General features: G+C 59.9%; 14 protein-coding genes. 2 read left to right on the top strand and 12 right to left on the bottom strand.

All coding sequences use genetic code 11. From position 1 onward, the window contains the following. Positions 1-55: 55 nt before the first annotated feature. Positions 56-379: a ferredoxin FdxA gene (fdxA, locus tag ABCR88_RS06260; RefSeq protein WP_011059555.1), complete on the top strand. Its 324-nt coding sequence runs from the start codon at positions 56-58 to the stop codon at positions 377-379. Positions 380-891: 512 nt separating this feature from the next. Here fdxA and rpoS read toward each other — a convergent pair. From rpoS to ABCR88_RS06220, 8 genes are all read right to left on the bottom strand, one after another. Continuing rightward, the gene (rpoS, locus tag ABCR88_RS06255; protein ID WP_011059554.1) at positions 892-1,899 is read right to left on the bottom strand and encodes an RNA polymerase sigma factor RpoS; all 1,008 of its coding nucleotides are present in this window, start codon (positions 1,897-1,899) and stop codon (positions 892-894) included. 106 nt (positions 1,900-2,005) lie between these two features. Then, on the bottom strand, positions 2,006-2,866 hold the full coding sequence (locus ABCR88_RS06250; RefSeq protein ID WP_041116230.1) for a peptidoglycan DD-metalloendopeptidase family protein: 861 nt from the start codon (positions 2,864-2,866) through the stop codon (positions 2,006-2,008). 212 nt (positions 2,867-3,078) lie between these two features. Then, a complete protein-coding gene (locus ABCR88_RS06245; RefSeq protein WP_169892832.1) occupies positions 3,079-3,714 on the bottom strand; it encodes a protein-L-isoaspartate(D-aspartate) O-methyltransferase in 636 nt (211 codons plus the stop codon). A 41-nt stretch (positions 3,715-3,755) separates the two neighbouring features. Continuing rightward, entirely contained in the window at positions 3,756-4,505 is a 750-nt protein-coding gene (surE, locus tag ABCR88_RS06240) for a 5'/3'-nucleotidase SurE (RefSeq protein WP_011059551.1), read from the bottom strand. Then, positions 4,493-5,551, bottom strand: a complete 1,059-nt coding sequence (truD, locus tag ABCR88_RS06235) for a tRNA pseudouridine(13) synthase TruD (protein ID WP_232642863.1) — start codon at positions 5,549-5,551, stop codon at positions 4,493-4,495. The genes surE and truD overlap by 13 nt, the downstream gene beginning before the upstream one ends. Next, positions 5,548-6,021: a 2-C-methyl-D-erythritol 2,4-cyclodiphosphate synthase gene (gene ispF / locus ABCR88_RS06230; RefSeq protein ID WP_011059549.1), complete on the bottom strand. Its 474-nt coding sequence runs from the start codon at positions 6,019-6,021 to the stop codon at positions 5,548-5,550. Before ispF ends, truD begins: the two co-directional genes overlap by 4 nt. 52 nt (positions 6,022-6,073) lie before the next feature. Continuing rightward, positions 6,074-6,919, bottom strand: a complete 846-nt coding sequence (gene fghA, locus ABCR88_RS06225; RefSeq protein ID WP_041116226.1) for an S-formylglutathione hydrolase — start codon at positions 6,917-6,919, stop codon at positions 6,074-6,076. 86 nt (positions 6,920-7,005) lie between these two features. After that, complete coding sequence (locus ABCR88_RS06220; RefSeq protein ID WP_232642865.1) at positions 7,006-8,118, bottom strand: S-(hydroxymethyl)glutathione dehydrogenase/class III alcohol dehydrogenase; 1,113 nt, start codon at positions 8,116-8,118, stop codon at positions 7,006-7,008. 104 nt (positions 8,119-8,222) lie between these two features. On the opposite strand from ABCR88_RS06220, the gene ABCR88_RS06215 reads away from it, so the two are divergent. Beyond that, on the top strand, positions 8,223-9,122 hold the full coding sequence (locus tag ABCR88_RS06215) for a LysR substrate-binding domain-containing protein (RefSeq protein WP_053149269.1): 900 nt from the start codon (positions 8,223-8,225) through the stop codon (positions 9,120-9,122). Positions 9,123-9,238: 116 nt separating this feature from the next. Here ABCR88_RS06215 and ispD read toward each other — a convergent pair whose 3' ends face one another. The 4 genes from ispD to kdsA form a co-directional block, all read right to left on the bottom strand. Beyond that, positions 9,239-9,946 (bottom strand): 2-C-methyl-D-erythritol 4-phosphate cytidylyltransferase, encoded by a 708-nt coding sequence (gene ispD, locus ABCR88_RS06210; protein ID WP_019093200.1) that lies wholly within the window; start codon positions 9,944-9,946, stop codon positions 9,239-9,241. Then, positions 9,943-10,221 carry a cell division protein FtsB gene (ftsB, locus tag ABCR88_RS06205; protein ID WP_011059544.1) on the bottom strand — a complete coding sequence of 93 codons (279 nt, stop codon included), beginning with the start codon at positions 10,219-10,221 and terminating at the stop codon, positions 9,943-9,945. The genes ispD and ftsB overlap by 4 nt, the downstream gene beginning before the upstream one ends. 172 nt (positions 10,222-10,393) lie before the next feature. After that, positions 10,394-11,683, bottom strand: a complete 1,290-nt coding sequence (gene eno, locus ABCR88_RS06200; protein WP_011059543.1) for a phosphopyruvate hydratase — start codon at positions 11,681-11,683, stop codon at positions 10,394-10,396. Between the two features lie 155 nt (positions 11,684-11,838). Further along, positions 11,839-12,684, bottom strand: a complete 846-nt coding sequence (kdsA, locus tag ABCR88_RS06195) for a 3-deoxy-8-phosphooctulonate synthase (protein ID WP_011059542.1) — start codon at positions 12,682-12,684, stop codon at positions 11,839-11,841. Between the last annotated feature and the right edge of the window lie 3 nt (positions 12,685-12,687).

Genomic DNA, 12,687 nt, shown 5'->3' with positions numbered 1-12,687 from the left:
TGGCGACCCCGTCATGTAGGGGCTCCGCTGCCGCCGCCTGAGGAGAGAATTAGAAATGACCTTCGTCGTCACCGACAACTGCATCAAGTGCAAGTACACCGACTGCGTAGAAGTCTGTCCGGTGGACTGCTTTTACGAAGGCCCGAACTTCCTGGTGATTCACCCGGATGAGTGCATTGATTGCGCACTGTGTGAGCCTGAATGCCCCGCTGTAGCGATTTTCTCCGAGGATGAAGTCCCGGAAGAGATGCAAGAATTCATTCAGTTGAACGTCGAGTTGGCAGAGATCTGGCCGAATATCACTGAAAAGAAAGATCCGTTGCCGGATGCCGAAGAGTGGGATGGCGTCAAAGGCAAGATCAAGGATCTCGAACGCTGATTGCAGCTGCGTTCCCAAAAGGCCCCTTGCGGGCCTTTTTGCGTTTCTGGGGCAAGGAAACTCCGGCGGGACTTTTCGACAGACGAAAAAAAGGGGCGGTATGACCCGCCCACATTTTTCCCTAGTCCCTGTGTTCCTTTTCATCGTCCTGATGAATCGCTTCCTGCGATGTCCTGACCATCGTCCTTGATGGCTGTGTCTATCCGTCGACACAGGGCTGATATTAGAGAGTTCCCCGGCAAGAGCAATCGCACTATTCGTGTGAAACTTTGTCGAAACTCATAGCCATTCATAAAAAATATTATATAAATCAATAATATAAAAAACAGCCTACGTAAAACTAGACAACGCAGAAGTAGCCGAGAACCGAATGCGTACGAAAAAGTAATCTTTGGCTTACATGACGGTTGAGAGTTAAGCCAACCTCTCTGGCAATAGCCCATTCAAAACCACAAGCTGCGTGCAATAAAAAGCCCCGAGTCGATCGGGGCTCTTGTGAATCGATCCAGTGGCTACTGAAACAGCGACTCACTGGACAATCCATTCTTCTCGAGAATCTCCCGAAGGCGCTTGAGCCCTTCAACCTGGATCTGCCGAACCCGCTCACGGGTAAGACCGATCTCCAGGCCCACATCTTCAAGGGTGCTGCTCTCGTGTCCTCGCAGGCCGAAACGTCGCACTACCACTTCACGCTGCTTCTCGGTCAATTCGGAAAGCCACTGATCGATACTTTGTGACAGATCGTCGTCCTGCAACAGCTCACAAGGATCTGTCGGACGGTCGTCGGTCAGGGTATCCAGCAGGGTCTTGTCCGAATCCGGGCCCAGGGAGACATCAACCGAAGAAACCCGCTCGTTCAGGCCGAGCATGCGTTTGACTTCGGCCACCGGCTTCTCCAGCAGGTTGGCGATTTCTTCGGGGGAGGGTTCATGATCGAGTTTTTGCGTCAACTCACGGGCGGCGCGCAAGTAGACGTTGAGTTCTTTGACCACATGGATCGGCAACCGGATGGTCCGGGTCTGATTCATGATGGCCCGCTCGATGGTCTGACGAATCCACCAGGTGGCATAGGTCGAGAAGCGGAAGCCGCGTTCCGGATCGAACTTCTCCACCGCTCGGATCAGCCCGAGGTTGCCCTCTTCGATCAGGTCCAGCAGCGACAGGCCACGATTGACATAGCGCCGGGCGATTTTCACCACCAGCCGCAAGTTGCTTTCAATCATGCGCTTGCGCCCGGCCGGATCACCACTTTGCGACAACCGCGCAAAGTGCACTTCCTCTTCGGGGGAGAGCAATGGAGAAAAACCGATTTCATTGAGGTACAGCTGCGTTGCATCGAGTGCGCGCGTGTAATCAATGTATTTGTGTTGCTTTAATGACGCGGAGCTTTTGGATTTGGTGCGAACGGAAGGTGGAGTTGCCCCCTCATTATTCGACATCGAATCCATATCGATGCTGCTCTCCATAAGGAGAACCTCATCGTCGATGTCAAACTCCGGCACTTCTTTACTGAGAGCCATTGTTATAGTCCTTTGGTGAGTTCGACCTCAGGCTCAAGCGGCGCCTTTATCCCTGGCAACGCTGGAGCCTGTTCCCTCTACGTGAGCGGAACAGGCTGGTAACGGATCAACGACGTGGCAGGAATTGCAGCGGATCTACAGGTTTACCTTGTCGGCGAATCTCAAAGTGCAGTTTCACCCGGTCTGTACCAGTTGATCCCATCTCGGCAATTGTCTGTCCGACTTTGACCTGCTGTCCCTCCCGAACCAATAGCTTGCGGTTGTGGCCGTAAGCACTGACGTAGGTTTCGTTGTGTTTGATGATGACTAATTCGCCGTAGCCCCTTAAGCCACTCCCGGCGTAAACCACCGTCCCATCAGACGCAGCTAAAACAGGCTGTCCCAAATCCCCGGCGATATCAATGCCTTTATTCAAACTACCGTTTGAAGAAAATTTTCCAATCAGAACACCGTTCGAAGGCCATCCCCAACCCGTAGGAGCGGGGCCCGCGGGGGTAGCCGGAGCAGGCGCCGGCTTGCTCGCAGGGCTGGTGGTGGTCGCAGTTGCAGGCGTTGTCGTGGTGCCTGCCGGGCGACGAATGACCGTGGTCTTGCTGGAGGAAGAGGCACTGGACTGGGTGCTGGTAACAACCGTCGCCGGCGTAGTGCCAGTGCGGCCATCAAAGCGAATGACCTGCCCGGGATGGATGGTATAAGGCTCGGCGATGTTGTTGCGAGCGGCCAGCGCCTTGTAGTCCCAGCCATAGCGGAAGGCAATGGAAAACAAGGTGTCTCCGCGACGCACCGCGTACTGCCCGGTGGTCACCGTAGGACGCTGCGGCGCAACAGTGTTACTGCGCTCGACCACCCCCACGCTGCTGGATTTGGTGCTGGAGCAACCGACCAACAAGGAACTCAAGGCAAGGCCAATCATCAGTCGCTGAAAGCTTGTTGTACCTATACGCTGCGCAATGACTGTGAGACTCACCCGCCGCTCCCTTTGTGGTGGTTGACGATATGGATTGCCTGACTCAGGCGTGAAGTGACGCAAGTATAACTGGACACAGGCGCTTTACCGCTGGCCCAGCACAAGGACAGCCGCAAGAACCTGCCTCTGACCGTCGTATCACTCATTGACGATCGATACGGCACTAAGACACAGCCCGCCAGACAGAATTCACCCCAGCCTGATAAATGCCTTCAGGCCAGGGGACCATTGAGCAACGGCACAAAACGCACCGCCCCCAGGACGTGCCGGGCAAAGCCCTGTTCTTCACGGATGATCAGCATCAACTGCTGCACCTCCCCTGCCCCCACCGGAATCACCAGGCGCCCGCCAGGCGCGAGTTGATCGAGCAGGGCCTGCGGGATATCGGTGGCGACGGCAGTGACGATGATGCCGTTGTAGGGCGCCAGCGCCGGCCAGCCTTCCCAGCCGTCGCCCCAGCGAAACACGACGTTGCGCAGGTTCAATTCCTGCAGGCGCTCCTTGGCCCGGTCTTGCAGGACCTTGATCCGCTCCACCGAAAACACCCGCTCCACCAGCTGCGACAATACCGCCGTCTGGTAGCCCGAGCCGGTGCCGATCTCCAGTACCTTGTCCAGCGGCCCGGCCGCCAGCAGCAGCTCACTCATGCGGGCCACCATATAAGGCTGGGAGATGGTCTGGTTATGGCCGATCGGCAGCGCCGTGTCTTCATAGGCACGATGGGCCAAGGCCTCATCGACAAACAGATGCCGCGGTGTGCGCCGAATCACTTCCAGTACCTGAGGGTTGGACAGCCCCTCGTCATACAGGCGCTGGATCAGGCGTTCGCGAGTACGCTGGGAAGTCATGCCGATTCCCCGCCGCAGCAGATCGTCTTGCTCGCGAGCCATCAGCGCAGCCCCTCCAACCAGCCATCCAGACTCCTGAACGCGTCATTGAAGGTGCGATCCAGCTGCAGCGGCGTGACAGACACGTAGCCCTGCATCACTGCATGAAAGTCGGTGCCGGGCCCGCCATCCTCGGCGTCGCCGGCGGCAGCGATCCAGTAACCCGCCTTGCCGCGGGGGTCGACCACCTTCATCGGTGCTGCAGCACGGGCGCGATGGCCCAGGCGGGTCAACTGGATGCCCCGAATATGATCAAGCGGCAGGTTGGGAATATTCACGTTCAACACCGTCCGTGGTGGTAAATCCAGCAAGCCTTGGGCTTGCACCAGCTTGCGCGCGAAATAGGCTGCGGTCGCAAGGTTCTCCACCTGGCGCGAGACCAGCGAAAAGGCGATCGCAGGGCGTTGCAGGAAGCGCCCTTCCAATGCAGCGGCGACCGTCCCGGAGTACAGCACGTCATCACCGAGGTTGGCCCCCAGGTTGATGCCCGACACCACCATGTCCGGGTCATGCTCCAGCAGGCCGTTGAGCCCCAGGTGAACACAGTCGGTGGGGGTGCCATTGATGCTGATAAAGCCGTTGCCAAGGGTATGCGGATGCAACGGACGGTCGAGCGTCAGCGAGCTGCTGGCGCCGCTTTTGTCTTGATCCGGAGCGATAACCACGCACTCGGCGTAATCCGCCAGCGCAGCGTGCAACGCCGCGATACCGGGTGCAGTTACCCCATCATCGTTAGAAATCAGAATGCGCATGAGCTGTCCGTCTGCCCCACCGGCACCAGATCGACGAGTTCACGCACCAAGGCGGTGGCGAAACATCCGGCCGGGAGGACGAATTCCAGTTGCAGAATATCAGGCTCGGGATAATGCCACGTCAAACCGCCAATGGGCAGCCGCAGGATGCGTCGTTCGTGGCTCATGCCGGCTTTTATCAGCCATTGGCACAGTGCCGCCTCGCGGTCGGCCATCTGCTGTTCAAGTTCATGAACCGCACCACCCGCCGGAGACTCGCCTTCGCCCCACAACGGGCCTGTGGGATGCAAGTCAAGAATTGCCAGGCGCGGATCCGTGCATTCATCCGGGCCTGCCATGAAAAAGCTGCGGCTGTCGGTAAATGCCAGCAAGTCGCCCACTTGCGCCTGCTGCCAAGTGCCATCCGCCACTCGCGCTGCCAGCGCCTGGTTGAACAGGTAGCTGCGGGCGGTGGACAACAGGCGCGAACGCACATTGCGCTGCTCCGGCAGCGCCTGGCGGGCAGCCCAGCTACGGGCATCCACCAGGTTGCCCCCGTCGTGGCCGAAGCGCTGGGCGCCGAAATAGTTGGGAATACCTTGAGCAGCAATTCTCTTCAGGCGCTCATCGATGGCTGCCTGATCCGCCTTGAGCTCTGTCAAGCGCAGGGTAAAGCCATTGGCGGCATGGGCCCCACGCTGCAATTTGCGCTTGTGGCGGGTAGCCTCAAGGATCTTCAGAGTATGATTTTCCGCTGCGCCAAGATCCGGATCGGCCTTGCCCGGCAGTTGCACACTGAACCACTGGCGGGTCAGCGCCTGGCGATCCTTGAGCCCGGCATAGCTGACGGTGCGCAACGACACCCCCGCCGCCTTGGCGATCCGCCGCGCCGCTTCCTCGGTGTTCAAGCCGCGTTTTTCCACCCACAGCCACAGATGCTCGCCTTCCCCGCTCAGCGGGATATCGAGTACTTCATCAACCTGGAAGTCTTCGGCAGTGGCCTTGAGTACGGCGCTGCCCAGGGCATCGCCATAGGCCCGCGGGCCCAACAATTGCAGTTCATTCATGGGCGTTGCAACAAGGCCACGGAATGCACGGCGATGCCTTCCTCGCGGCCGACAAAGCCGAGTTTTTCGGTGGTGGTTGCCTTCACGTTCACCTGGTCCAGCTCGACCTGCAGGTCCTCGGCAATCAAGGCCCGCATGGTTTCAATGTGAGGTGCCATTTTCGGTGCCTGGGCGACGATGGTGTTGTCGACATTGCCGATCTTCCAGCCCTTGGCATGAATCAGCGCGACAACATGACGCAGCAGGACACGGCTGTCGGCGCCCTTGAACTGCGGATCGGTGTCCGGAAAGTGCTTGCCGATATCACCCAGCGCGGCAGCGCCCAGAAGGGCATCACTGAGTGCGTGTAACAGCACATCACCATCGGAGTGCGCGAGCAGCCCGAAATGGTGGGCAATACGCACCCCCCCCAACGTGATGAAGTCGCCCTCAGCGAAACGGTGCACATCGTAGCCGTGGCCAATACGCATAAAAAAACGCCCCGAAAAAGTCAGGGCGTGATTCTACCTGCTTTGGCAGGTATTAGGCGTTAAGAGCACGTGCATGGTGCTGCAAGTGGTCGTCTATGAAACTGGCGATAAAGAAGTAGCTGTGGTCGTACCCCGGCTGCATCCGCAACGTCAGCTCATGCCCGGCATTCTTTGCCGCTTGCTGCAAGACCTCAGGCTTGAGCTGGCCGGCGAGGAAGTCGTCACGATCCCCCTGATCCACCAGCAACGGCAGCTTCTCGGTGGCCTCGGCGATCAGCACGCTGGCATCCCACTCGCGCCAGCGTGAACGTTCCTCCCCCAGGTAACGGGAAAACGCCTTCTGCCCCCAGGGGCAATCCATCGGGTTGCTGATGGGAGCGAAGGCCGAAACCGACTGATAGCGCCCCGGATTACGCAGCGCGCAAACCAGTGCCCCGTGACCGCCCATGGAGTGCCCGCTGATCCCACGCTTGTGCGAAGCGGGAAAATGCGCCTCCACCAGCTCCGGCAGCTCGTTCACCACATAATCGTGCATCCGGTAATGCTGGGCCCAGGGCTCCTGCGTCGCGTTCAGGTAGAACCCGGCACCCAGACCGAAATCCCAGGCACCGTCCGGGTCACCGGGCACGCCGGGGCCACGCGGGCTGGTATCCGGAGCGACGATGATCAAGCCCAGCTCGGCAGCCATGCGTTGAGCCCCGGCCTTGTGCATGAAGTTCTCGTCGGTACAGGTCAGGCCGGACAACCAGTAAAGCACCGGCAGCTTGCCGCCCTGCTCGGCCTGGGGCGGCAAATACACGGCGAACACCATGTCACAGCCCAGCACCCGGGAATGATGCTTGTAGCGTTTATGCCAGCCGCCGAAGCTTTTCTGGCAGGAAAGGTTTTCCAGACTCATGGCAGACCTCCAGCGGCACGCCGCAAGCCATGGGCCGCAAGCGGAACTCCCGCTTGGCGCCTGTGGCTTGCCGCTTGCCGCTGCTCTTAGAAGTGAATGACGGAGCGAATGCTCTTGCCTTCGTGCATCAGGTCGAACGCCTTGTTGATATCTTCCAGGCCCATGGTGTGGGTGATGAAGGTATCCAGGGGGATCTCGCCGGTCTGGGACATTTCCACGTAGCTTGGCAGCTCGCTGCGCCCGCGCACGCCACCAAAGGCTGAGCCGCGCCATACCCGGCCGGTCACCAATTGGAAGGGACGGGTGGAGATTTCCTGGCCGGCACCGGCCACGCCGATGATTACCGATTCGCCCCAGCCCTTGTGGCAGCACTCCAGGGCCGCACGCATCAATTGCACATTGCCGATGCACTCGAAGGAGAAATCCACGCCACCATCAGTCATGTCGACAATGACCTCCTGAATCGGACGGTCGAAATCCTTCGGATTGACGCAGTCGGTGGCGCCCAGTTGCTTGGCGATCTCGAACTTGGCCGGGTTGATATCGATGGCGATGATGCGCCCGGCCTTGGCCTTGACCGCACCTATGACCGCCGACAGCCCAATGCCGCCCAGGCCGAAGATGGCCACGGTGTCACCGGCCTTGACCTTGGCGGTGTTGATCACCGCTCCGATCCCGGTGGTCACGCCGCACCCCAGCAGGCAGACCTTTTCCAGCGGGGCTTCCTTGGGAATCTTGGCCACGGAGATTTCCGGGAGCACGGTGTACTCGGAAAAGGTCGAGGTACCCATGTAGTGGAAAATCGGCTGACCCTGGTAGGAAAAACGCGTGGTGCCATCAGGCATCAGACCCTTGCCCTGGGTGGCGCGAATGGCCTGACAGAGGTTGGTCTTGCCCGACAGACAGAATTTGCACTTGCCGCATTCCGGGGTGTACAGCGGGATCACATGGTCACCCACAGCCACCGAGGTCACGCCCTCGCCCACCGCCTCAACCACCGCACCGCCTTCATGACCGAGGATCGCCGGGAAGATGCCTTCAGGGTCGGCACCAGACAGCGTGTAGGCGTCGGTGTGGCAGACGCCGGAGGCGACGACCCGCAGCAGCACCTCGCCCGCCTTGGGCATGGCGACATCCACTTCGACGATTTCCAGCGGCTTCTTGGCCTCGAAGGCTACGGCAGCACGTGACTTGATCATCCTGACTCTCCAGCGAATAAAAACGAGGCACAGAGTGTAAAACAGCGCAATGCGATGAATAATCCAGGCAAAAGCAAAACATTATTGCTGTATGGGGACAATCAATGAATGACAACCGTTGGGAAGGTATCGACGAATTTGTCGCGGTCGCCGAATGCAGCCAGTTCACCGCTGCCGCCGAGCGCCTGGGGGTCTCTTCGTCCCATATCAGCCGTCAGGTGGCACGGCTTGAGGAACGCTTGCAGACTCGCCTGCTGTATCGCAGTACCCGCCGGGTGACCCTGACCGAGGCCGGGCAGACCTTTCTCCAGCATTGCCAACGTCTGCAGGATGGTCGCGAGGAGGCCCTGCGGGCCGTAGGCGACCTGACCAGCGAGCCCAAGGGCATGCTGCGCATGACCTGTGCAGTGGCCTACGGCGAGCGCTTTATCGTGCCGCTGGTTACCCGGTTCATGAGCCTCTATCCGCAGTTGCGGGTGGATATAGAGCTCAGCAACCGCCCCCTGGATCTGGTGCATGAAGGGCTGGACCTGGCGATTCGCCTTGGGCGCCTGCAGGACTCGCGCCTGGTCGCCACTCGCCTGGCCCCACGCCGCATGTACCTATGCGCCTCGCCCTCCTACCTGGAACGTTATGGACGCCCACACAGCCTCTCAGAGTTGAGCCGGCACAACTGCCTGATCGGCAGCTCGGATATCTGGCAATTGGAACTGGATGGGCGCGAATTTTCGCAACGGGTGCAGGGTAATTGGCGCTGCAACAGCGGACAGGCGGTGCTGGATGCGGCCTTGCAAGGGGTGGGGCTCTGCCAGTTGCCGGACTACTACGTCCTGGAGCACCTGCAGAACGGTACGCTGATTTCCTTGCTGGAAGCTCACCAACCGCCCAACACCGCAGTCTGGGCGCTGTACCCGCAGCAACGGCACCTGTCACCGAAAGTGCGCAAGCTGGTGGATTATCTGAAGCAAGGGCTGGCGCAGCGCCCGGAGTACCGCGACCCGTAGCTGCTGCCGCAGGCTGTGACAAGGCCCGCAGGGCCTTCAGGGCCTCAAGAGCGGCGCCTCCTCCGAGTCGTTCGCAGCCTGCGCCAGCGGATACAAGGTGCAGCGCAAGCCAGCAGTCAGCGGCGGTTGGACCAGCGCTGGCGCAACCATTCCAGGTCTTCGGGACGGGTGACCTTGAGGTTATCCGAGCGGCCTTCGATCAGGCGCGGCGCCTGGCCGGCCCATTCCATCGCCGAAGCTTCATCGGTAATCGCCACATCGGCCACCAGGCTGTCGGCCAGGGCACGATGCAGGGCACCGAGGCGGAACATCTGCGGTGTGTAGGCTTGCCAGATCAAACTGCGGTCAACGGTTTCCAGCACTCGACCGTGCTTGTCCACACGTTTCAGGGTGTCCCGGGCCGGAACTGCGAGCAGCCCCCCCACCGGGTCATCCACCAACTCACCCAGCAGTTTGTCCAGGTCATCCCGGGAAAGATTGGGCCGGGCGGCATCGTGAACCAGCACCCAGTCGTCATCGGCTGCGCCCTGGGCATGCAGATGGAGCAAGGCATTGAGCACCGAGCCGGAACGCTCAGCACCACCTTCGACCCGCTGGATCCGCGAATCATGGGCGCAAGCCAGGGCCGGCCAGTAAGGATCATCAACCGCCAGGCTGACCACCAGCCCCTTGAGGCCGGGGTGGTCGAGAAAACAGCCCAGGCTGTGTTCAAGAATTGTGCGTCCACCCAGTTGCAGGTACTGCTTGGGGCGGTCCGCGGCCATGCGGGCACCAACGCCCGCGGCAGGAATCACGGCCCAGAAGGCCGGCAATACGTCGCTCATTGGGCCAACTGGTAGAGGGTTTCACCCTCCTTGACCATACCCAACTCATGGCGAGCCCGTTCTTCCACGGTCTCCATGCCTTTTTTCAGCTCCATGACTTCCGCATCGAGTACGCGATTTCGTTCCAGCAAACGCTCGTTTTCAGCGTGCTGGTCGGCAATCTGCTGAGTCAGGTCAGCAACCTGGGCCAAGCTGCCGTTCCCCACCCACAGGCGGTACTGCAAGCCAGCCAGCAGCAAGAGCAAGACCAGGAACAACCAATTGGGACTGCGCATCGAATATCGGGTATCCAGTGAAAAAAGACAGCCATGCCAACAACTTCGGACCTACTGATAGCACGAAGCCTGGAAGACCCAGGCTTGTGCTCTTAAGGCATCAGATTAGTGGCAAAAAACTCGCTGTAGCGATTTTCCCGACACAATCCGGTGTCTTTTTACCATCTACTGCTTAGCCGCGAAACTCACCGCGACCGTTGTACTTGGCCTTGCCGTTCAATTGCTCTTCGATACGCAGCAATTGGTTGTACTTGGAAACGCGGTCGGAACGGCACAGGGAGCCGGTCTTGATCTGGCCAGCCGAGGTACCCACGGCCAGGTCGGCGATGGTCGAATCTTCGGTTTCACCGGAACGGTGGGAGATCACCGCAGTGTAGCCGGCAGCCTTGGCCATCTGGATGGCTTCCAGGGTTTCGGTCAGGGTGCCGATCTGGTTGAACTTGATCAGGATCGAGTTGGCGATCTTCTTGTCGATGCCTTCTTTCAGGATCTTGGTGTTGGTCACGAACAGGTCGTCGCCGACCAGTTGAACCTTCTCGCCGATCTTGTCGGTAAGGATTTTCCAGCCGGCCCAGTCGGACTCGTCCAGGCCGTCTTCGATGGAGATGATCGGGTAGCGCTGGGTCAGGCCTTTGAGGTACTCGGCAAAACCTTCGGCGGTGAACACCTGGCCTTCGCCGGACAGGTTGTACTTGCCATCTTCATAGAATTCGCTGGCAGCGCAGTCCAGGGCCAGGGTCACGTCGGTGCCCAGGGTGTAACCGGCGTTGGCCACGGCTTCGGAGATCACTTTCAGAGCGTCTTCGTTGGAAGCCAGGTTCGGTGCAAAACCGCCTTCGTCACCCACTGCGGTGTTCAGGCCACGGGCCTTCAGCACGGCTTTGAGGTGATGGAAGATTTCAGTGCCCATGCGCAGGCCTTCCGAGAAGGACTTGGCGCCAACCGGCTGCACCATGAACTCCTGGATGTCGACGTTGTTATCGGCGTGCTCGCCACCGTTGATGATGTTCATCATCGGTACCGGCATCGAGTAGACGCCCGGAGTGCCATTGAGGTTGGCGATGTGGGCGTACAGCGGCAGGTCCTGGTCCTGAGCGGCGGCCTTGGCAGCAGCCAGGGACACGGCGAGGATCGCGTTGGCGCCCAGGGTGGCCTTGTTCTCGGTACCGTCGAGCTTGATCATGGCCTGATCCAGGGCCTTCTGATCGATCGGGTCCTTACCCAGCAGCAGGTCGCGGATCGGACCGTTGATGTTGGCTACCGCCTTGAGCACGCCCTTGCCCAGGTAACGGCTCTTGTCGCCATCACGCAGCTCCAGCGCTTCGCGCGAGCCGGTGGAAGCACCGGACGGCGCGCATGCACTGCCGATGATGCCGTTGTCGAGAAGCACGTCCGCTTCGACAGTGGGGTTGCCACGGGAGTCGAGAACTTCACGACCTTTGATGTCGACGATTTTTGCCATTGTTGTAAACACTCCAAAGTTGACGAAAACGACGCAGCTGTAGGAAATCTTTTACCGTCGGCAAGGCGGGGAAAGCGGGCAGTCTTGCAGACGATAAGGCTCAGGCCCGGGGGCCTGAGCAATAATCGTGCGGTACTTTACCGGAGAAATCGGTTTTACGCGGTTTCTACCGTCGGAAAACTCTTGACCAGCTCGTCCAGGGCCTTGAGCTGGGCCAGGAACGGCTCGAGCTTGTCCAGGCGCAGGGCGCAAGGACCGTCGCACTTGGCGTTGTCCGGATCCGGATGGGCTTCGAGGAACAGCCCGGCAAGAGACTGGCTCATGCCGGCCTTGGCCAGGTCGGTGACCTGGGCCCGGCGACCGCCAGCGGAGTCGGCGCGACCACCCGGCATCTGCAGGGCGTGGGTCACATCGAAGAACACCGGGTATTCGAACTGCTTCATGATGCCGAAGCCGAGCATGTCCACGACCAGGTTGTTGTAGCCGAAGCTGGAACCGCGCTCGCAGAGGATCAACTGATCGTTGCCCGCCTCTTCGCACTTGCTCAGGATGTGTTTCATTTCCTGGGGTGCGAGAAACTGGGCTTTCTTGATGTTGATCACCGCGCCGGTCTTGGCCATGGCCACAACCAGGTCGGTCTGCCGCGAAAGGAAGGCCGGCAGCTGGATGATGTCGCAGACTTCGGCGACCACGGCAGCCTGGGCCGGCTCGTGGACGTCAGTGATGATCGGCACGCCAAAGGCCTGCTTCACGTCTTCGAAAATCCGCATGCCTTCTTCCAGACCCGGGCCACGGTAGGAGGTCACCGACGAACGGTTGGCCTTGTCGAAACTGGCCTTGAACACGTAGGGGATACCGAGCTTCTCGGTGACCCGCACGTATTCTTCACAGACCTGCATCGCCATGTCGCGGCTTTCCAGCACGTTCATGCCGCCGAACAGCACCATCGGCTTGTCGTTGGCGATCTCGATGTTGCCTACGCGGATGATCTTCTGCGCCATCAG

The organism is Pseudomonas sp. W17 (assembly GCF_040268305.1).
Taxonomy (GTDB): Bacteria; Pseudomonadota; Gammaproteobacteria; order Pseudomonadales; family Pseudomonadaceae; genus Aquipseudomonas; species Aquipseudomonas protegens.
The sequence above is the reverse complement of the archived record's forward strand: the minus strand, read 5'-3'. Positions and strand labels throughout refer to the sequence as shown.